We start from the raw sequence: 21,889 nt of genomic DNA on the forward strand, positions 1-21,889 counted from the left end.
AGGGTAAATTTAGAAAAGACTAGAGTAAACAACAGGCAAAAGTTGTTTTTTTAATGTCTAGTCATTAATATTTTTAGGAAGCTTGGCAGTTCCTAAAATAGCTTTCAGTCTGCGCATAGGTTCACGCTTTGCTTCACCGGGCGCATCTAAATATCCCTCAACATAATACAAATCACCAGCTTCTTCATTTGCAAAAAGATAACTTACAAATGCGCCTCCTCTAGAATTATCGGAGTACTTCCAAAGTCCTTTAATTTGCAGCGCGTATTGGCTATTTAAATTTATTGTATCAATGACGAATTCCTTTTCATCTTGGCTAGTTAAATGCAAATCTGCAACATCTTTATCCGTGATATATCTCTCACCTAATGAATTCCTGAGCTCCTTAATATTTTCAGGATTGAATACTGATTCATCTTTGTAAGGCATCTTAACAATCCAAAGATTATACTCTTCCTTGGAATCTAATTCCCTTAACCAAAGAAAGTTATCTTCTTTTACTGCAATTTCATATCCATAAGGCACTACTAGCTCCAGATTCAATGAATCTTGAATGTAATTCATAATGCCTTTTTGAGCACTTTTTTTGAATGATGAGACAAGTCGCTCAGCTTCTTTATCATTGAAAAACTCCTTAATTCCAGATCTATTTTCTTGAATATTCTTAATTAACTCTTCTTCATTTCTTCCAAAAAGGTAAAGTACTTCTTGGCCTTTTGCATAAACATCCTCTTGATTGAAGGAAAACAAACTTGGATTTTTCTCAATTTGATTTAGGGAATTCTCAGTGAAATATCTCTTCATGTATTTTCCCTCTGGTTTTTGATTATCTAAAGTCGCAACGAACATCAGGTTCTGGGATGCTTTAAATATACTATTAAATTTACTGGGGTCTACAGGCTTTAAATCATATAATCTTTCATCTTGAGGGAGTACTTTTACGTTAGAAGTAAAAACTTCTCTTAGTAAATTTCCCAGTTCGCTTTCCCACAGACTAGGAGGAATGACCAAAATAACTTCTCCCGATTCGCCCCTCGCTTGTTGCAAATTAGCATTTGAATCTTTCGCTTGATCTCCTCCTTTTCGTTCATCCTCACACGAAACTGAAAAAATAGAGACGCATATAAATATCGATAAAATGTATAATTTATTGAATTTTAACATTGTGTTAGTTTTATGAATTTTCATTAATTTTCAGAATCTGACCTGGTTTTATTCCATTTCCCTCCAAATTATTTAATTTTTTCAACTTTTCTACCGTTAAGCCTTCAAATTTTCGGGAGATTTCCCAAAGCGTATCCCCATTCTGAACTCTATACTCACCTGTTTTCAATGCCACATTCTGGTTAGATACACCCTGCTGACTTATAGCTGTAAGTTTTTTATTTACATCATCATAAAAATCATCTGCTATCCAAATATTTAATGGTTGTCCAACCCTAATCACAGTTCCACTAATATTATTCCATTGCTTTAAATCCGCAATTCTAACTTTGTAAGTCTCTGCTATTTTACCTAGTACATCACCCGACCTCACTTTGTAAGTCAACTTTTGCCTTCCGTAGGTACTACCTACCTCATTTTTAGCTAACCTATTAAAATGTTCCTCTCCTTGACTAGCAAATCGCATAATTTCATCCATATTTTCGGAAATGAAATCCTTCTGATCAGCAGGAATTCTTAATTGATACATATGATGATTATCAGATACAACACCACGTTTAAGCTCGGGATTTAAATCATTTAAAGTCTCCAAACAAATTCCGGAATGTTCAGCAAATAATGGCAAACTTAAAAAGCTATTGATAGAAACCATTTCATAATCAGGCATATACTCAAATTCTTCTATAAAGAAATTATGCTCTTCTAAATAATTCATACTATACATAATAGCAATAAATTGAGGCACATAAGACCTTGTTTCTCTGTATAGATAAGGATAAATTTCCCAGAAATTCTTTTTATATCCACTTCTTCTGATCGCTTTTCGGACGTTGCCTGGGCCTGTATTGTATGCTGCTAAAGCTAAGGGCCAATCATTGTAAAAATATTTGTAGAGAAAGGTCAAATACCGGCATGCCGCATCAGTAGATTTCTCCATATCCATTTTTTCATCTAGATACCAGTTTTCTGATAGCCCATAGTCTACTCTTCCCGTAAGGGGCATAAATTGCCATAATCCCACAGCACCTGCCGGAGACTTTGCCTTTGGATTTAGTCCTGACTCTACGATTGCTAAATATTTCAACTCATCTGGCAAATTATACTTTTTCAAATATCGCTCTATCATAGGGAAATATTTCGTCTGCAATCTTGCAACTTTCCTAGTATAATCTCTATCTGTAACCGTAAAATAGCTGATAAATGAATTGACAATCGGATTATAGGTCAGTGGAATTTCATTCTCTATTTGAGATAATCTTTGTTTAATTGTTTCCTCCTCATATTCGGGAATAAATTCATACTGATGAGAAAAACGAACCAATTCCAGTTCTGTGGTATCTTTTGCAAAAAAGTTAAAGCCTCTTGGCAAGCTGATCGAAAAAGTATCAGGTGAAACGGTTTCAGGTAGAGAATCAATTTCTTGAGCATGTATAGGTGAAATAGCACAAACCCAATACAATCCTAAAGTCAAAATGATTTTCAATATCGTTCTCATAATTAGTAAATATAATCATTATGCTTTCATCAAATAGTCTGCAAATGCATATAATTCGCTCTCTTTGAATACATCAGTCATAATTTGTAAGCCAATCGGCAAATTTTGCGCATCTGTGCCATTTGGAATTGAAATTGCCGGAATACCACTCACATTAGCTTGAACGGTAAAAATGTCTTCTAAGTACATTTCAGCGGGATTATCTCTTTTGCCACCTAATGGAAATGCAGTGCTTGGTGTAGTAGGCATCACAATGAAATCATATTTCGACAACATATTGCGAGTTTCATCTCTAATGATCCTTCGTACTTTTTGTGCTTTGGTATAGTAGGCATCAAAATAGCTCGCTGAAAGGACGAATGTGCCCAGCATAATTCTGCGTTTCACTTCTTCTCCAAAACCATTGGTGCGCGAAAGCTTATACATACTTTCCATATTATAAGCTTCAGGTGCTCTGTATCCATAGCGCACACCATCAAAACGCGATAAGTTAGTACTTGCTTCTGCAGTTGTGAGAATGTAATAAGTAGGCAATACGTAATCTAAATGAGGAAATCTAACCTCTTCAACTTGATGACCTTGCCCTTTCAACCATTCTAATTTTGATACTGTAGCCTCTTTGATTTCTGTTTGTAAAGCCTCATTTTCTAATGTCTCCTTAATGTATGCAACCTTCATTTTTTTGTTGACTTGAAGGCTTTCTGCATAAAGTGGGACTTCTTCTGTGGAAACGGTGCTATCATAGTCATCATGCCCGGCTATCACTTCCAAAATAAGAGCATTATCTTCAATGACAGTGGAAAATACTCCGATGCAATCAAAGGAGGAAGCAAAAGCTATTAATCCATATCGAGAAACTCTGGAATAAGTAGGTTTGATACCTACTACACCACAAAAAGCGGCAGGCTGTCTAACGGAACCACCTGTATCAGTTCCCAAAGAAGCCATACAAAGTCCTGCTTGAACTGCTACTGCCGATGCTCCTGATGAGCCCCCTGGCACCCTTGAATTATCGGTAGCATTTAAAGTAGGTCCATAAGCAGAATTCTCATTAGAAGAGCCCATTGCAAATTCATCACAATTTTGAGCTCCAATGATAATAGCATCTTCATCTAACAATCTTTGAACTGCAGTTCCTGAAAATTGGGATTCGAAACCTTCTAATATTCGAGAAGCAGACCTGACTTCTCGACCTTTTTGCACCAAAACATCTTTGATGCCTATCACTAAGCCGAAAAGTTTACCTAATGGCTTTCCAGCTTCTAACTTCTCTTGAAGATTCTCGGCTTTGATTAAAGCTTCAGTTTCGTAAACATCTAAAAATACATTAAGATGCTTCTGTTCATTAATTTGCTTTAAATAATGCTCAACAACTGACTTTAGGGTATACTTCTCTTGCTTCAACTGATGCTGAAGTTGTTTTAGACTGTGATAGGACTCCAATTTTATTGGTCTTTAGTATTGCTACTTTCAGTGCTATCTGTTTTAGAGGTTGTGTTCTTTGTCCCTCCATCTTCTATATTATCTTTAATTTCTGTGGTAGCATCTTTAAATTCTCTGATGCCTTTACCTAAACCTCTTGCTAGATCCGGAATTCTTTTAGCACCAAAAAATATTAAAATCACTAACATGATCAGAAGAATTTCCCATCCTCCTAATCCTCCTAAAAATGCAAATACTGTGTTCATTGCTTATTGTATTATAAATGTGATTGTAAAGTTAAATAATATTTGATTGCCTAAGCAATCACTGATCAAAAAATTAAATACCTATTATGAGAAAGGTTAAGATAATAGAAATAGTTCAGTTAACTGCAGCAAAAATTAATTACTTCTTAAACAGCCACTGCTCAGGATTCAGCTTCTGGTTATTTTTCCAAACTTGAAATTGGATTTCTGAGGTACCATCATTATCTGTATACACTATACCCAAAGTCTCCTTAGCAGTTATTTTATCTCCTTTCTTAACCTTGACATCTTTAAGTCTGGCGTAAACAGTGAAATATTCACCATGTTGCACCATCACTACGTTATTCATGCCCGGTATGAAAGCAACATTTCTAACTTCTCCTGCAAAAACTGCTCTTATAGCTTCATTTTCATTGGTTTGAATATCGATACCATCATTATTAACTTGAATATTTTTATAAACAGGATGGGGATGCGTCCCGAATTTTTGAGAAATGAAACCAGAATTCACAGGCCAGAATAATTTATTTCTGTTACCAGCAAAGGAATCAGATAGCTCTTTTGCTTCAGGAGTAAGCGCAAATTTAGTAGAAGAAGTCCCTTTTGAACTTTTCTCTATTTCTTTCTTTATTAATTCCGCTATAATTTTCTCTAAATTATCAACAGCTTTTTTTCTGTCTTCGATTTCACTTTTGACCTGTTTTTCCCTTGTATTCAGCTCTGCAACCAGGCTACTCTGCTGCTGTTTCAATTTATTTAACTCTCTATTCCGGAAAATTTGTTCTTGCAACAAAGTGCTTTTTTCCATCCTCACCTTTTCTACGCTTTCTTTTTGGCCGATCAATAAATCTCTTATAATCTCAATTTGAGCAGCTTGCTGCCTCCGCATTTTTCCATAATACTCCATATATTTAAGTCTCATGAACATCTCATAAAAAGATGCTGAAGCAAAAATATAGGCTAGTTTACTTAATGATTGATTGCTTTTTTGAGTAGCATAAATCATGCTGGCGTACTCTGTTTTCATTTTATCTAGGTCGCTTTCCATAGAATTAATGATGCTGCCAATCTCATTCAACTTTTGATTTAACAAGTTAAGCTCATTTGAAATAGAGTTTGTTAAGGACTGCTGGGCATCAATTTTATAATTTAGCGCATTCAATTGACCGATTGTTGCCCTCTTTTTGGACGTTGTTTGATTGAGAATCTTTTCAGCTTGACTAATTTTTTCGAGATTTTCCTTTTTTTCTTTCTCGAGTTCTTCTCTTGATTTCTGGGCACTAGCCAAGTGTCCCAGTGCGAACAAGAAAAAAAATAGACTTATATGAAAAATACTAATTCTCATACTTACCCGGTACGCTAAAAGGGAAAGACATTGGGCTATCGCCTACTTCAACTTTCGAATGATTAATTTCTATCTGTGTAGATTCTTCTCCTTTAGTCCCTTTTGAAAGAATTTCAACATTGGTTCTAAAAGGAAATGCTTGACTTGCCACTATGTTAAACTCTGAAAAAATAATTTCCATTCTATTTCCATCAGGGATTTCACGAACTTTAACATTTTTCACTTTCCTGTTTTTAGAAGAAGCAAATGTTTCCAATTCAAATCTACCCCTTTTTTGATCAATTTTAAGTTCACCTGATCTCTTAGAGAAATTATCTTCTCGCTGGAAATCAAAAACTTGATTCCCCAAAATAATTGATTGAACCATTTGGAAATCTATTTCAAAATTGAGCGCATTACTTAAAGACTCGTAATTGTACCTATAAACGTCCTTATTCACTCTATCCATAAAAACAATAGTGTCTTGACTAATATAACCTCTTGCTGCTTCAATACCAAAAACTGGCGAAACAGAAATCCATATTACACTGTCCTTCTTCATCCGAATACTCGCACTAGAACTTAAATTTCGATCCGATGAGCTGAATCGAATTTTTGACTTAGCTTGCAAATATTCAAAATCAAATTTCTCTAGAGCGTATTCTTCCTCTATACTAGAGGTAGGTAGTAATTTCTTACCACATGAAGAGAAAATCAACACTACACAACAAATCAACACACTAAATAGACGCATCATAATATTTTTTTTCGGATATTTTTTTATCAATTAATTCAGAAGCTCCTCCTAAAGACTTAGCCTTCTTCCACTGTTCTAATGCTTTTTCTTTCTGACCCGTTTTGTATAGGGCATCAGCATAATGCTCTATTATGGTAGCAGACGATTGATTTTGAACCGCCTTCTCTAAATACTTTAGCGCTTCCTGATATTCTTCCTTCTGGAACAACACCCACCCGTAAGTATCTAAAAAAGTAGCATTATCTGGATTAGCTTTTACCATTTTAGAAGACAATTCCTTCGCTCGTTCTAAATCCCTCTTTTGCAATGACAAATAATATGCGTAGTTATTAATGGCAAAATAATTTAAAGGATTAGATTTTATAGCTTCTTCGTAGGTTCTAAAAGCTTCTTCATATTGCTTATCAGCATGATAGGCATCTGCTAATTGCGCTGCAAAACTACTTTTCATTCTATCATTTCCGTAAACTATAGATTTGCCTTGCTTCCAAAACATAATCGCCTTCTTAAAATCATTCATTGCAAAATGAGCGGAACCTGCGTACAAATAAAGTACTGGCTGATTAGGGAAATAGGAAATAGCCTCATCAGCATACTTAACCACCTTTTTATACTTTTTATTTTCCATCTCAAGGGACAATAAGTTTTGCCAGAGTTGAAGATTATCTCCATTCAACGTCACTGCCTTTTCATAAAAATATTTAGCGCTATCTTTTTGATTAAGTGCAAAGTACAAATCACCATTAGCAGCAAAGGCATTGGCATCAGTGGAATGAATTTCTAAAATACTGCTTCCCAAGGCTTTGAGTTTTTCTACTTCATCTCCTTGCGAAAGTTTTTGAATAAGGGCTACAAAATTATTCAACTTGGCTTCGAGCGGGATTTCCTCGGATTGAAAAGCTTTCTCAAAATGCTTTAAGGCAAGGATAGTCTCATTGGATTGTCTATACAATTTGGCTAACTCCATTTCAACCAAAGCTTGGTTAGGATGCTCTTCTAAATAATTTTTCAAGTAATTAAGAGCCTCTTCATTTTTATTATTTGAAACTAATATTTGAGCTACTGAAACGGCATATTCACTTATTTTAGGATAAGCCTCTACTAATCTTTTGCCCTCCGCTATTGCTTCTTTCAGCTTATTTTGCTTTAAATATATTTTCTGCTTTTGAGTGCTAACCTCCTCTAGTATTCCTAATCTTTTTTCAATTCTATCGTACGTTTCTAAAGCCATATCTGGATTATCGCTATAAAGATATAAGGCTGCCAGTTCTAGCAGGTAGTCATCTGGTGCGTCCTCAGAAAAACGATACAGATCTTCATAAGTGGAAATTGCGTTCTTTAGGTCACCTTTATCTGTTAAAATCTCTGCTTTTAGCGCTTGATAATAATAATTTTCCTTTTCTTTTTCTGTGGCTTTACTGATGTAAAACAGGGCTTGATCAGAATCGGAGCTTTGATGCAGAATCTTCGCTATTTTAAAATTTACAGCAGCATTTTCAGGCATTATTTGGTGTGCCTTGATAAAACTATCTAATGCTTTAGCCTGATTATCAATAGCTAGGAAATGCATCCCCTCGACTAATAAGAACTCTACATTAAAACGATCAACCTTCAAAGGATCTGCATCAGGCAAAATATCCTCTTGCATAGGAGTTTCAGGCGTCTGTGCAATAAGCAAAACCCCTTGCATCCAGAAGAAACAGGATATTAAAATTATTTTAAAAATGTTGTTCAAATCGCTTCTCACTATTATTCTGTCACCTTATTATAATCACCTATACTCAAATCTTTAGCTGAACCTTCATACAATACAAAATTTCCTAACATACTGTTTTTAATTTGTGCTTCAGATATCACGGAATTTGTTTGAATAATACTATTACTTATTCTGCTATTTTCGACCTCTGTTTCTTCTCCAATGGAAACGTGTGGACCTATCACAGAGTTCTTAACACTAACATTTTCACCCAAATAAACTGGCGGTATAATAACAGTATTCTCTATTTTTGCAGATTTGCTAATTAGTTCTTGCCCTTTTAAAAACTCCAGATATCGTTGATTTGTATACACTGTAGCATCTTTATTCCCACAGTCCAACCATTCTGTAACCGTCCCAGGTCGTAATTTTACGCCCTTCGCTTTCATATTCTCGAGTGCCACTGTGATTTGGAATTCTCCACCCGCATCCTTTATATCATGATCTAAAAGATATTGAAGTTCCTTTCTTAAATCCTCGCCTTTTTGGAAATAGTAAATACCAATAATAGCTAAGTTAGAGACCGGTGTTTTCGGCTTTTCTATGAAATCAGTAATAATATTTTCATCATTCACTTTCACCACACCAAAAGCAGAAGGATCATCCACTTTTTGTGTCCAGATAATACCTTCTTCTGAAGTATCTAATTTGAAATCGGCCTTAAAAAGAGTATCTGCAAAAGCTACTACAGTATTTCCATCCAATAGATTTTTAGCGCACATTATCGCGTGAGCAGTACCTAATGCTTCTTCCTGATAATGAATTGAACCTTTGGCTCCAACAGATTCCGCAATTTTCAACAAACTGCTTTCAATTTCTTTTCCAAAAGAAGACTTGATAATAAATCCAATTTGATCTACATCACTGCCGCAAACTTTTGCGATGTCCTCTACTAATCGTTGGACAATTGGTTTTCCTGCTATGGGGACTAATGGTTTCGGTACTGTTAATGTATGTGGACGCATGCGTTTACCCATGCCTGCCATTGGAATGATGATATTCATAATATTTATATTTTTATAGCCCCCTATCCCCCTAAGGGAAAATATTCACGGAGGAACATTAGTTTTTTAATTTGACCTTTTATCTATTTAAATTTTCGCCATAAGTTACTACAAAAAGCAAGGATTTATTTAAGATTTCTACTTCATTACATCCATGCGACTTTCCCCCTTTGGGTGTTAGGGGGCTCTATTTCCCCGTACTCCCAAAACCACCAGCACTTCGCTCAGAATCTTCCAAGCGTCCCACTGTTTTCCATTCTATCTGTTCATGTTTGGAAATTACCATCTGCGCAACTCTTTCACTTGATTCAATTAAAAAAGGCTTATCGGACAAATTCACTAATAAAATCTTAATCTCTCCTCTGTAATCAGCATCAATTGTGCCAGGACTATTCAAAACCGTAATTCCGTGTTTAAAAGCCAATCCACTTCTTGGCCGAATTTGAGCTTCATAACCAAGAGGTAATTCCAAAAATAAGCCGGTTGGGACTAAGATTCGTTCCATTGGCTTCAAATTAATGGGATCAGGTAAATCTGCTCTTAAATCCAAGCCTGCGGCACCATCCGTTTGATAAGCTGGTAATTCATTCTTTGACTTATTTATAACTTTAACTTGCATAATTTATTTTTCAAACTCAAAAGTATCATTTTAATTTATCGGAAAAAATCCTTTTCCGCTCATATAAAAACATTAAGCCAGCATACAGAAGACTAATGACGATTCCCAAGGTGTAGTTCCAAATGTTTGATGTTGGTTTGAGGTAGAAGAATACAGTAATTAAGGTTCCCGCTATCAGTACATTTAAGAATATTTTACCAGTAGGATATGGGATATAAAAATGTCTTTGACCAGCAAAATAGCAATAAATCATCATACTGAAATAAGCTAAGACTGAAGTTAAAGCAGCACCTGTATAACCTAAAACAGGAATCAGCAAAATATTCCCAAACAATGCGACCCCGCCACCTACCAAACTGATGTAAACACCATAATACGTTTTATCCGTTATTTTAAACCAAATACTAAGGTTGATATAAATCCCGAAAAATAATTTACCTAATAATAGAATTGGTACCAAAAACAATGCTTCTCTGTATGCCTCACCCCTCAAAAATATTCGACCTATTAAATCTGCATTGAGACTTACTCCTACCCAAATCAATAAACATAAAGCAACAAAATAATAAAGTACTTTTGCAAACAGCTCTGGAGCTTTCTTATCTTCTGCCTGACTAAAAAAGAATGGTTCACCTGCATAACGGAAGGCCTGAATAGCCAAAGCCATAAATACACTTAACTTGAAAGTCGCAAAATAAATACCTAAAGCCGCTTTTGCAGTAGTGTCTGTATAAAAGTTTGAAGGCAATAGATATTCAAAAATCACTTTATCCAATTGATCAACTGCCATTCCAGCTAAACCCATCAGGAGAATTGGATAAGCATAAATCAACATCCTTTTAGTCTTAGTCCAATCAAGTCGTATCCTGGAAAAGAATATTTCTTTATATAAAATCAATACCATTGAGGCATTGCCTAATAGATTGGCTAAAAAGACATAACCTATATCGTATGGTTTTTGGGTATCCCAATCCATAATGCCCGCTTTTGCCAAAAAAGGGAAAAGTACAAGAAATAGTAAATTGAACAATATACTAAATACAATACTGCTCATTCTGGTAACTGCAAACTTTTTTGCTTTGTGTGCTAATCGGAGTTTTGCAAGCGGAATTGCCACTATAGCATCAACAAAAAAGATGACAGCAAGGTAGCGGACAATGTATGTTTCAACAGATAATTCAAGAATCTCTATGATTTCTTCGGCTAAAATAAAAATACCGCCACTAAATATGATAGAGGTTAAAAGAATTGAAGAAAAAGCAGATTCATAATAATTTTCAGACTTTTCTTTGGTGGTAAAACGGAAATAAGCCGTTTCCATGCCATAGGTGTAAATGATATTTAAAAAAGCAGCGTAAGCATATAATTGACCTATACTTCCAAACTGTTCGGGAATAAAGACGGCTGTATGAAGAGTAACCAACAAATAGTTTAGCAATCTGCCCAAAATGCTTGGCAATCCATATAAACCGGCTTCAGATGCTAATTTTTTTAGTGGGTTCATGGAGCGAAGTTGGAAGCTTGAAGTTGGAAGAAGGAAGTTGAGAGACAGAGATTAAAAATAGGGAGATGACTACCAAAACGATAATTTAACTCCCTATTTACCATATTCTTTATAATTACTAATTAAAAAATTACTAATTATTAATTAATCACTCTCCTTTAAACTCAGCAGCTCTTTTTTCTAAAAAGGCTTTGGTACCTTCTTTAAAATCTTCCGATTTGCAACATGCTGCAAAGCTGTTGGCTTCCGTTTGATAGCCATTTTCTTCGCCTGTGTAATACGCATTTACGCTATCGATGACCATCCCAATTGCTAAGGGTGCTTTACTGTTGATTTTGCTTAGGATAGAATTCGCTAAAGTCATCAATTCTTCTCGATTTTCGGCTATATGATTCACTAAACCAAGACTTTTCGCCTCTTCAGCTCCTATAAAATCAGCCGTCATCATTAATTCCAAGGCTTTTCCTTTTCCTATTAATTGCGTCAATCTTTGCGTTCCGCCATAACCCGGGATAATACCCAAGTTCACTTCCGGTTGACCAAATTTTGCGTTTGGAGTCGCTATTCGCATATGACAAGCCATAGCTAGTTCGCAACCTCCTCCTAAAGCAAAGCCATTGACTGCTGCTAATACAGGTTTGTGGCATTTTTCAATCATTTCAAAAACTTCCTGACCATTTTCAGAAAACTTCCTGCCATTCATTTCATTGAGTTCTGATATTTCAGAAATATCCGCTCCAGCCACGAAAGCCTTTTCACCAGCACCTGTGATGATGACAGACTTTACTTCAGGATTATCATAAATATCTTGGAAAGCTTCACGCAATTCTTCTATAGTGGCGATATTTAAGGCATTTAGTTTTTCGGCTCTGTTGATGGTGACGGTTAAAACACCATTATCATTCGCCAGTTGTAGGTTTTCAAAATCAGCCATAAATGAATTCTAGTTTCTTTTAGCTTGCAAATATAGCGCATGCAGAGCCAATCACAAAGGGCTATTTGTTTTAATGATAACATCCATATAACTAAAACTCAGTTCTGAGAAGCTTTATCGACCAAATCCAGCGATTTAACGGAAGCCATGAATGCTTGACACCCAAAAACCATTGAGTGATCGTATAATAGGCATAACATGTAAGAAAAATAGGGTTTTCCCTGATTGAATAACATCTAGCGATACGAATATCTCGTATATTTGCATATCTAATTTAATGATTATGAAAAAGATTTTATTTTTATTATTGATAAGCTTTCCGGCTTTCAGCCAATCAAGTTTTGATGAGCAATCTGGAGCTTGGACAGCCAATTCAACTTGGAATGGAAGCAATGCACCAGGAACCTCTGGCCTTAAAAACATCAACCTTACCATTAACGGTACTGTGACTAGAACTGGTAATCTTGATTTTGACCAAAACGTAAACATTACTCTAAATAATAGTACAGATGACACTGATACTTTGATAGTTACAGGTGATCTTATTTTCAAAAACAACACTGTTCTAACCATTCGAGGTTCAAGTATATTAATTGTGCTTGGCGACTTGGAATCGAATAACAATATAAATGTTTCGTCTAGTGGTAAATTGGTAGTAGTTGGTTCCGCATCTACCGGTAACAATACCAATATTTCAAATAGCGGTGATTTTTATATTCTAGGAACAAATAATCTAGGCACAGGTGGTGGAAGTAATTATGCAGGAACTACTCCAGGAAATGCTCAAGATATGGTTGATAATGATCAGGCATTGGCAGATTACCTTGTTAATGAATTAGGAGTGACAAATGCTACTTTACCAATCGAACTAAAATCCTTCAATGCTTCAAAATCAAAGCAAAATATAGATCTAAATTGGGTTACAGCCAAGGAAGAAAACTTTTCCCACTTTGAGGTTGAACGTTCTCTAGATCAAAATAAATGGAAGCAGATTGGCTTGGTACAGGGCATAGGTGAAAGTAATTCGGATGTGCATTATGATTTCACTGACAGAAATACTGCGTTTGGCATAATCTATTACAGATTGAAAGCTGTAGATATTGATGCTTCATTTGAATATTCACCTGTTGTAAAAATTGAAGTTGGTTTTGAAGGGAAACTTGCAGTTTCACCTAATCCAATAAAAAATGTTTCTAATTTAAAAATTCAAGTACCAACTGAATTTAGAGAGGATCTGGCTTATATTGGTTTATTCGATCTAAACGGTATTAAAGTCCAAGAATTTAGAAATTTTGATACAAATGGAACTCTCCAAGTCAATCAGAAACTGAAGTCTGGCATGTATATTTTGAGGGTAAACCATAATGGCTTGCAAGAGAATATTAGAGTGATAGTTCAGTAGCCCCCTAGTCCGCCACCAACTGGCGGGGAATGGTCGCGGAAATACTAGTGCTGCTTAATATGAAACTGAAGGAGCTCGACTTAAATAATTAAAATTCATCATCATGCAACAATAGGGCTAGCCTCGCAGAAATGTGGGGCTTTTTTTAGCCCCCTAACCCCCAAAGGGGGAACACGCATGGATTTCGCGGACCAGTAAAATGACACAGCATCTTTACTTTCAAATGAAAAGAGCAAAATAATGTGACTCAGGAATATTCTGTATCACATTAAAATAAATAAGTATAATCTGTGAGAAAATTCCCCCTTTGGGGGTCAGGTGGCTTTAATTAAAATCAAACTCATCCGTTGAGGCTTCTGGTACTTCTTTCTCCTCTTTAATTTCTACTTCTACTGTGCCTTTTTTAAATTGAGCTTCTTCTTGCTCTCTAATCCTTCTAGCTATTTCTTTATCGTATTCAGTTACTTTGAATTCTGTTCTACGGTTGGTTTCGTGTTCCTCTTCGGTCTTTGCGTCTTGAATAATCAATTGACTCTCCCCGTAACCCCTAGCTCTAATTCTGGATGGATCAATTCCTTGAGAAATAATATAAGCAACGGCTGACTCTGCTCTTCTTTTTGATAATTCTTGATTATAAGCTGCATCTCCTCTGGCATCAGTATGAGAACTTAATTCTATTTTAATCGGTGGATTGTCTTCGAGGATAGTCACCAATTTATCAAGCTCAATAGCCGCATCTGCACGAATATTTGCGGAATCAAAGTCATAGTAAATATTTTCAAGTTCAAATGCTTTGTCTAAAATAATTTCTTCTAGCAAAATCTCCGTTTCAAATACTTTGTTAGTAATAAGTGCATCTAGCTTAGACTTATCTAATGATTTACCTTTGGTGGAGAAAGTCTTTCTTGTGGTGAAGTAATTATCTTTCTCTGCAATGATAAAATAGTCTTCTTCCTCAGAAACACGAAAGTTAAACTTACCGTCTTGCCCTGTCAAAATCTCGCCTAGCAAAACACTATCCTGAGAAAAAATTCTGACATTTGCACCTGGCAAAATTACTTCTTCATCATTGGAATTATTTGTGGTGGTAACACCTGCCAAGAAATAGTTTACAATTTTTAAATTTGGATCCTCATTTTTAAACGTATAAATATCATCCCGCCCTTCACCACCAGGCCGGTCGCTAGAAAAGAACCCACGGTCAGGAGAATACATAAAAACCGCAAAATCATCTTTATTGGAATTCATAGGTTTGCCCAAATGAGAAATGGTAATATCTCCTCCCTTTCGTTCAGCAACAAAGATATCAAGTTTCCCTAATCCGGGGTGTCCGTTTGAAGAAAAGTACAGTTTTCCATCTTGAGAAGCAGACGGAAACATTTCATCTTCAGGAGTATTAATTTTATCTCCTAAATTTCTTACATTTCCCCATTGCCCTCTACTATTAACGGTTGCAGAATATAAATCAACTCCTCCAAAACCTCCTTCTCGCGTTGAAGAGAAATACAAGGTCCGCCCATCTTCACTAAATGCAGGAGTAGAATTCCATGCATTTGGGTCATTAATCCTCATCAATTCCGGTTCGGACCAATTACCATTTCTATATCGGGTTATGTATAAGTTAACATCATTTAGGCCTTTTCTTTTCCCCGTATTTCCTCTGGCAAAAACCATGGTCCTACCTCTACCATCAATTGCTACGGAACCTTCATTTGCATCGGTCCAGTTTATAATAGAAGGGAGTTTCTCAATCTCTGTGGTATCAACATTTGCACCTTTCGAATCAACTTTATAAATATCAGAAAAATTATCTCCTGTCGCTTTGTAGACCCTTCCATCCTCATCACGAGTTGAGGTAAAATACAGCTCACCATCATGAAAGAAAGGAGCATATTCTGCAGCAGATGTATTAATATCTTTTAAGTTCTTTACCGTATAAAAAGTCTGATCTTCAAGAATTTCGTCAATGTTATATAAATTCTTTAGCTGAAATTCAGCCAAACGCTTTATCTCTGGATTATTAGCTTTCAGTAGGTAGCTCTCAAGAACTTCTTTGGCATTTTTATAATCTGAATTTGCCTTTAGGGCTAAAGCATAATTGTAAAAAACTTCATCCTCCTGATAACCAGATTCAATAGCAGCTTCGTAATAAGGTGCTGCTATTTCCAAGCGATTAGAAAGACGGTAAGACTCAGCAGTATAAAATAATGCTTGAGCGGCATTATCATTTTTCTCTACTGCTTGCTTGTAAAAATTGATTGCGGAGTTAAACTCCCCTTTCTCAAATTTCTTTTCTGCTTTTTTGTAAACAGAACATGAATTGAACAAGAGAAGGAAACCAATTATTATTAATGATAAATTTTTCAATGATTCAGATTTAAAATCTAAGTACTAAAACGAAAAAAATAGTAAGATCATACTTTTGTTTTAAAAAATCTCCCCATCCAGCTTTCACTAGCCGGTATCAACCAATTTGATTCAAATTGATTTTTATCAGAAACCATATTATTAAAAGTTAATAGATCAGCCGAGATTTCGTCTGACTCCACTTTGCTTTTAATGGACGACAAACTTTCTAAAATCACTTCGTCATTTTTTAAGAAAGCAACTTTACTTTTCTCAAGTAAGTTAATTTTCAGCTCATTTTCTAATGCTTTAATAAAATGAACCGACTTATCAATTGAACATCCTGTAGCAGAAGCATTTGTTTCATCTACTGCCAAAATGATAAATTGATCATATCTTATTTCTATGGATGCGTTGAGCTCTTTATTGTGAGCTGTCCATGTCTCTACAAAGGATTTTCCATTTTCTAAAATAAATTGCTTTTCATTTTCATTAAAAGCTCTATTGGCTTGATAAACCCAAAGTCTAGAACTTGCATCAAGATCTTTAAAATTAGTATACATAATTTTAGTATTAAAAAAGAAGTAATTGCCTATGCAGCGCTTCAACTCAAAACGCCTAATTATTTTCTCTGCTAAACGGATGCGAAAGTTAATAAGTTCGCAGGAAAGTAAAGGACAATTTACAATACAATTTACTCACTTGCAGATGCTAGTGGAGTTCAAACCTGCCAGGAGCTACCCAGTTACATTTTGATCAAGACCAATTGTCTCAATAATTTAAGTAAAGAATCCTAGCAGGTATATTGAAGTTGTTAAACAAGAATTAAGTTAACATCCCTCCATCCACTTGAAATACTTGTCCTGTTATATAAGAAGACATATCAGAACCCAGGAATACACATAGATCAGCAACATCTTCCGGTGTACCGCCTCTTTTCAATGGAATTGCATCTCTCCATCCTTGAACTGTCTTCTCATCCAAGGCATCTGTCATTTCAGTCTCAATAAATCCAGGTGCTACAGCATTTGATCGTATATTTCTAGACCCTAATTCCAGTGCAACAGATTTGGTAAAACCGATAATACCTGCTTTTGAAGCTGAATAATTTGCCTGACCTGGATTACCTTTTATCCCTACAACGGAGGTCATATTAATGATTGAACCACTCTTCTGCTTCATAAAGGTACGATTTGCAGCTTTTACTGTATTAAAGCATGATTTCAAATTAATATTGATGACATCATCCCACATTTCTTCCGTCATACGCATCAACAAATTATCTTTAGTGATGCCCGCATTATTCACCAAAACATCTAAGCTTCCGAAATCTGAAACTACTTCGGCTATCAATTCTTCAGCAGCTTTGAAATCTGAGGCATCAGAACGATAGCCTTTCACTTTTACTCCATACGCATCAGATAATTCCTTTTCTAGCGCTTGACCTTTTTCTACACTTGATAAAAAAGTAAAAGCTACATTAGCGCCTTGTTCAGCATATTTTTGAGCAATGGCCTTGCCTATTCCTTTTGAAGCACCTGTGATGAGTGCAGTCTTTCCTTCTAATAGTTTTGTCATAATGGGTTTGTAGTTGATTCTAAAAAGCCTAAAATTACAAGGAATAAGCTAATTTAGAAAATGAAAGGTAAAATAGAAGCAAAAACTATCACTGATCAATATGAATGGCAAATTGTTGGCGGGCTATTACTGCTTGCATTTGGCATTCATGTTTATAGTACTTTTGGTGGTCTAATATGGACTTCAGATTCCTTTCACTATTGGGCTGCCTCGAGGAGTTTTCAATCTGAAAAAGTTTTTCTCGCATGGGATGGGGGTGCTTATGTCTTTTGGCCTCCACTATTTCCAATTGTTTTGAGCTTTTTCAATGAAACAACTTACCATATAATTCATGTTATCTGCTTCCTGTCCTCTTTGTTCTTTATCTACCTGTTTTTCAAACACTTATACCCAAAACACCTAGTAATCATCAGCTTAGCAATCTTCATTCTAAGTGTGTATCCATATTTGATAAGCAGTTTCCTATGGTCTGAGACAATTTTTACTTTCTTACTTTTTTCAGGCTTATTCTATTACGAGAAATGGAGCCAAGCCAAGAACAAAAATTATAATTTGCTAATCTCTTCTATATTATTGACTTTAATGTGCTTGCAGAGAAATGCAGGCGTCTTTATAATATTCGGACTCTCCCTTTATTGTTTTGTTATTTTTCTAAAAGATCGAAATTGGAAATTTTTATTTACATCGGCTTTGATTAATCTTCTGATTGTGGCTCCAAACATTGTATGGAACAGCTACCATAAAATACATCAAACAGAAGATTACGATTTCTCAGATCGCCACTTCATAGTTGACTTTATTCCCAATCTAGAAACATACTCTGTAGAAATCATAAGGTTCTTCATTCCAATCCAAGCAGACACTCCCCCGTGGATACTACTAACTTTTGGACTCACTATTTTAACGCTGGTTTTTGTTCGCAATCCAAAAACCTTCCCATTGATAATTTTTTCGAGCTATATTATTTTTTTTATGGCTATGCCTAAATTTGAAACAAGTGAAACAGGGAGGTTTTTAGCCCCTGTTTTTCCATTTATAATTTTACAGATAGTCCTACTATCCAAAGAAGCTTTGTCTAAATTCCATTCGAAACGAATCAAAATAATAATTTCTACACTTTTGGCTTTACTTTTATTGTATAACATTGCCAGAACGGTACAAAATGTAGCTCAGTGGAATTATAGAAGTATTCACAATCCTAAGTCAGCTAAAATTTTTTTCTAGACCGTTTTCCATTAAATTTGTCAACGAATCGAAACGAATCCAAAATTTAATAAATAGATATTATGGCATCAAAATATGACATTATAGTAGTGGGCTCTGGTCCGGGTGGTTATGTAGCCGCAATCCGTGCCTCTCAATTAGGCAAAAAAGTAGCTATAGTTGAAAAAGAAAGTTTAGGCGGCATATGCTTGAACTGGGGATGTATCCCTACTAAAGCACTTATCAAAAGCGCCAACGTATTTGAATACATCAGCCATGCTGAAGATTACGGGATCACTGTAAAAGATGCTAAAGTTGATTTCACCAATATGATTAAAAGAAGCCGTGATGTAGCGAATGGCATGAGCAAAGGTGTTCAATTCTTGATGAAGAAAAACAAAATTGACGTAATTGATGGTTTTGGTAAATTAAAATCAGGTAAAAAAGTAGAGGTAGAACATGATGGTAAAAAAACCGAATATTCTGCTGACAGTGTTATAATAGCCACAGGAGGAAGAGCTAAGGAATTGCCAAACCTTCCGATTGATGGTAAAAAAGTAATTGAATATAGAAAAGGAATGAGCCTTGAAAAGCAACCAAAGAAAATGGTAGTGGTAGGCTCAGGTGCTATCGGAGTTGAGTTTGCCTATCTATATAATGCCATCGGTACTGAAGTGACAATCGTTGAATATATGGATAGAATTGTCCCTGTTGAAGACGAAGAAGTTTCTAAAGCATTGGCCAAAACCTATAAAAAAGCTGGCATCAATATCATGACTAGCGCTGAAGTAACTTCTGTTGACACCAAAGGCAGTGGTTGCAAAGTAACAGTAAAAACTAAGAAGGGTGAGGAGAAATTAGATTGTGATATAGTACTATCAGCAGTGGGTATTGCTACCAACTTAGAAGGAATTGGTCTAGAAGATGTTGGCGTTTCAACCGATAAAGGTAAAATATTAGTAGATGATTTTTACAAGACTAATGTTGATGGCGTTTATGCAATTGGTGATATTGTGCACGGCCCTGCATTAGCTCATGTTGCTTCAGCTGAAGGTATTATTTGTGTCGAAAAAATCGCTGGTGAGAACCCTGAGCCTTTGGATTATAAAAACATACCTGGTTGTACTTATTGCAGCCCTGAGATTGCATCCGTTGGATATACTGAAAAGCAAGCTAAAGAAGCCGGTTACGACTTGAAAGTGGGTAAATTTCCATTTTCAGCTTCAGGAAAAGCGAGTGCTGCCGGTGCTAAGGATGGTTTTGTGAAATTAGTTTTCGATGCAAAATATGGAGAGCTATTAGGAGCCCATATGATAGGTGCTAACGTAACAGAAATGATAGCTGAAATCGTGGCAGTACGAAAACTGGAAACCACTGGTCATGAACTAATCAAAACAGTTCATCCTCACCCAACAATGAGTGAAGCTATTATGGAAGCTGCAGCTGCCGCTTACGATGAAGTGATTCATATTTAGTGGTATTTTATGTCACAAGCCTCAGCTTGACACAGTGCAGGGGATAAAAATCTTCAGAAAATAAAACAAAAAGCTGTTAAGCAGATTTAATTAGTTGAATTTACTTAGCAGCTTTTTTTATTGATTTAATATCATTTATTTAGCAAACGAAATTTAAGACTATAGCACAGGCAATAAAAATATCAGAAGAGGTTCTCATAAAAGAACTCAAAGCTCAAAAAGCTAATGCTTTTGAATATCTGTACGATAATTACAGTGCTGCTATCTATGGAGTTATTGTGAGAATAGTTAAATCAGATGAGGTTGCTCAAGAAGTATTACATGATGTTTTTATAAAAGCTTGGAAAAATATTCACGCCTACAATGCAGAAAAAGGGCGTTTATATACTTGGCTGGTCAATATTAGTAGAAATGCTTCCATTGACAAGCTTAGATCCAAAGAAATAAAGAAAACAGGGAAAACCGATTCAGTCTCAGACAACGTACATACCATTGACAATGCAAATTCTACTGAGCTATCAATAGATGGTATAGGTTTAGAAAAAGTTTTAGATAAACTTTCAGGTGAACTTAGATTTGTAATTGATCAAATGTATTTTAAAGGCTATACGCAAACTGAAATTGCCGAAGAATTTGATATCCCTTTGGGAACTGTCAAGACACGCGCCAGAACAGCTATGCGTACATTAAGAGAATTGTTATTGTGAGTAAAATAGAAGCATACATATCGTCAGGAGTAATAGAAGCTTTTGTTATGGGACAGCTTAACGAAGCTGAAACAAAGCAATTACTGCAGTATGCTGATGAGCATGAGGAAGTAAGAAAAGCATTAGACGAGGCCGAAGAAACATTATTTGCTTTAGGTCAGAAAGGAAGCATTACACCTCCTGCCCTATCTAAAAACACCCTTTTTGAAGAATTGGGTATAGACATAGAATCTGATAAAGTTGATTCTAATCAACTGATTGAAAAAGAAATTAAGAAGGAAACAAAATCCTTTTCTATATATCCATATCTTTCAGCAGCAGCTAGTGTAATAGCTACAATTGGAATAGTGTTAAGTGCCTATTATTATAATCAATGGCAAGAAACAGAAGCAAAGTTATCCAATATTATGGCTCAAAACCAAACCATGGCTCAGCAATACAATGTGGTAAAAAACCAAATGGATCAGTATGCACAGAATGTAGAAATTCTCAGACAGCCTGGTATAGAAACTGTGCCGATGAAGGGTTTAGACATAGCACCAGAGGCTCAGGCATTTGTACATTGGAATAAAAAAACGAATGAGGTCTTCTTGAATGCTAAAAAGATGCCATCTAATCAGATAGACAATCAATACCAGCTATGGGCAATAGTAGATGGAAAACCGGTAGATATGGGAGTATTTGATGTAGCTGGTGATATGACAAGCTTATTGAAAATGAAAGCTACAGACGAGGCCTCAGCCTTCGCTGTTACGCTAGAACCGAGAGGCGGAAGCGAGAATCCCACCATGGAAAAAATGTATGTGATCGGGCAGATTTAATTACTAATTTGGAAATTAAGAATTACGAAGTGGCAGTTTTATCAGACATTGTCTTCCATTTTAAATTTATCAGTCTTTTTTAAATTATAAATTTAAGTACGAGCTAATCATA

19 protein-coding genes are annotated in these 21,889 nt (G+C 35.6%); 5 read left to right on the plus strand and 14 right to left on the minus strand.

What is annotated here, in order from left to right:
- Positions 1 to 57: 57 nt before the first annotated feature.
- The 11 genes from B9Y84_RS10720 to B9Y84_RS10770 form a co-directional block, all read right to left on the minus strand.
- Positions 58 to 1,164 (minus strand): DUF4837 family protein, encoded by a 1,107-nt coding sequence (locus B9Y84_RS10720; RefSeq protein WP_176223772.1) that lies wholly within the window; start codon positions 1,162 to 1,164, stop codon positions 58 to 60.
- 10 nt (positions 1,165 to 1,174) lie between these two features.
- Entirely contained in the window at positions 1,175 to 2,659 is a 1,485-nt protein-coding gene (locus tag B9Y84_RS10725; protein WP_085517100.1) for a lytic transglycosylase domain-containing protein, read from the minus strand.
- Between the two features lie 18 nt (positions 2,660 to 2,677).
- Positions 2,678 to 4,102, minus strand: a complete 1,425-nt coding sequence (gene gatA / locus B9Y84_RS10730; protein ID WP_085517101.1) for an Asp-tRNA(Asn)/Glu-tRNA(Gln) amidotransferase subunit GatA — start codon at positions 4,100 to 4,102, stop codon at positions 2,678 to 2,680.
- Between the two features lie 2 nt (positions 4,103 to 4,104).
- Entirely contained in the window at positions 4,105 to 4,347 is a 243-nt protein-coding gene (locus B9Y84_RS10735; RefSeq protein WP_013455447.1) for a Sec-independent protein translocase subunit TatA/TatB, read from the minus strand.
- A 139-nt stretch (positions 4,348 to 4,486) separates the two neighbouring features.
- Positions 4,487 to 5,692, minus strand: coding sequence for a murein hydrolase activator EnvC family protein (locus tag B9Y84_RS10740; RefSeq protein ID WP_085517102.1), 1,206 nt, complete (start codon positions 5,690 to 5,692; stop codon positions 4,487 to 4,489).
- Positions 5,682 to 6,428, minus strand: coding sequence for a lipoprotein insertase outer membrane protein LolB1 (locus B9Y84_RS10745; RefSeq protein WP_085517103.1), 747 nt, complete (start codon positions 6,426 to 6,428; stop codon positions 5,682 to 5,684). The genes B9Y84_RS10740 and B9Y84_RS10745 overlap by 11 nt, the downstream gene beginning before the upstream one ends.
- A complete protein-coding gene (locus tag B9Y84_RS10750; RefSeq protein ID WP_085517104.1) occupies positions 6,412 to 8,118 on the minus strand; it encodes a tetratricopeptide repeat protein in 1,707 nt (568 codons plus the stop codon). Before B9Y84_RS10750 ends, B9Y84_RS10745 begins: the two co-directional genes overlap by 17 nt.
- Before the next feature lie 59 nt (positions 8,119 to 8,177).
- Positions 8,178 to 9,188: a sugar phosphate nucleotidyltransferase gene (locus B9Y84_RS10755; RefSeq protein ID WP_085517105.1), complete on the minus strand. Its 1,011-nt coding sequence runs from the start codon at positions 9,186 to 9,188 to the stop codon at positions 8,178 to 8,180.
- 187 nt (positions 9,189 to 9,375) lie between these two features.
- Complete coding sequence (dut, locus tag B9Y84_RS10760; protein WP_085517106.1) at positions 9,376 to 9,807, minus strand: dUTP diphosphatase; 432 nt, start codon at positions 9,805 to 9,807, stop codon at positions 9,376 to 9,378.
- Between the two features lie 25 nt (positions 9,808 to 9,832).
- Complete coding sequence (locus B9Y84_RS10765) at positions 9,833 to 11,311, minus strand: lipopolysaccharide biosynthesis protein (RefSeq protein WP_085517107.1); 1,479 nt, start codon at positions 11,309 to 11,311, stop codon at positions 9,833 to 9,835.
- Between the two features lie 148 nt (positions 11,312 to 11,459).
- On the minus strand, positions 11,460 to 12,245 hold the full coding sequence (locus B9Y84_RS10770) for an enoyl-CoA hydratase/isomerase family protein (protein WP_085517108.1): 786 nt from the start codon (positions 12,243 to 12,245) through the stop codon (positions 11,460 to 11,462).
- Between the two features lie 283 nt (positions 12,246 to 12,528).
- Here B9Y84_RS10770 and B9Y84_RS10775 point away from each other — a divergent pair, with 283 nt between their 5' ends.
- Complete coding sequence (locus B9Y84_RS10775; RefSeq protein ID WP_176223773.1) at positions 12,529 to 13,647, plus strand: T9SS type A sorting domain-containing protein; 1,119 nt, start codon at positions 12,529 to 12,531, stop codon at positions 13,645 to 13,647.
- Between the two features lie 324 nt (positions 13,648 to 13,971).
- On the opposite strand, the gene B9Y84_RS10780 is transcribed toward B9Y84_RS10775, so the two are convergent.
- The 3 genes from B9Y84_RS10780 to fabG all read right to left on the minus strand — a co-directional run bounded on the left by B9Y84_RS10780 (position 13,972) and on the right by fabG (position 17,571).
- Complete coding sequence (locus tag B9Y84_RS10780) at positions 13,972 to 16,014, minus strand: CHU_0125 family OmpA-like outer membrane integrity protein (protein ID WP_085517110.1); 2,043 nt, start codon at positions 16,012 to 16,014, stop codon at positions 13,972 to 13,974.
- A gap of 47 nt (positions 16,015 to 16,061) precedes the next feature.
- Positions 16,062 to 16,556, minus strand: coding sequence for a hypothetical protein (locus B9Y84_RS10785; protein ID WP_085517111.1), 495 nt, complete (start codon positions 16,554 to 16,556; stop codon positions 16,062 to 16,064).
- Between the two features lie 262 nt (positions 16,557 to 16,818).
- Positions 16,819 to 17,571, minus strand: coding sequence for a 3-oxoacyl-[acyl-carrier-protein] reductase (gene fabG / locus B9Y84_RS10790; protein WP_085517112.1), 753 nt, complete (start codon positions 17,569 to 17,571; stop codon positions 16,819 to 16,821).
- Positions 17,572 to 17,631: 60 nt separating this feature from the next.
- On the opposite strand from fabG, the gene B9Y84_RS10795 reads away from it, so the two are divergent.
- The 4 genes from B9Y84_RS10795 to B9Y84_RS10810 all read left to right on the plus strand — a co-directional run bounded on the left by B9Y84_RS10795 (position 17,632) and on the right by B9Y84_RS10810 (position 21,777).
- Positions 17,632 to 18,795 (plus strand): hypothetical protein, encoded by a 1,164-nt coding sequence (locus tag B9Y84_RS10795; RefSeq protein ID WP_085517113.1) that lies wholly within the window; start codon positions 17,632 to 17,634, stop codon positions 18,793 to 18,795.
- 62 nt (positions 18,796 to 18,857) lie between these two features.
- Positions 18,858 to 20,249 carry a dihydrolipoyl dehydrogenase gene (lpdA, locus tag B9Y84_RS10800; protein WP_085517114.1) on the plus strand — a complete coding sequence of 464 codons (1,392 nt, stop codon included), beginning with the start codon at positions 18,858 to 18,860 and terminating at the stop codon, positions 20,247 to 20,249.
- A gap of 239 nt (positions 20,250 to 20,488) precedes the next feature.
- A complete protein-coding gene (locus tag B9Y84_RS10805) occupies positions 20,489 to 20,956 on the plus strand; it encodes an RNA polymerase sigma factor (protein WP_262494120.1) in 468 nt (155 codons plus the stop codon).
- Positions 20,953 to 21,777: an anti-sigma factor gene (locus B9Y84_RS10810; RefSeq protein WP_085517116.1), complete on the plus strand. Its 825-nt coding sequence runs from the start codon at positions 20,953 to 20,955 to the stop codon at positions 21,775 to 21,777. The genes B9Y84_RS10805 and B9Y84_RS10810 overlap by 4 nt, the downstream gene beginning before the upstream one ends.
- The last annotated feature ends 112 nt before the right edge of the window (positions 21,778 to 21,889 follow it).

Origin of the sequence: Marivirga sericea (assembly GCF_900177665.1) — a bacterium.
GTDB classification, from domain to species: Bacteria; Bacteroidota; Bacteroidia; order Cytophagales; family Cyclobacteriaceae; genus Marivirga; species Marivirga sericea.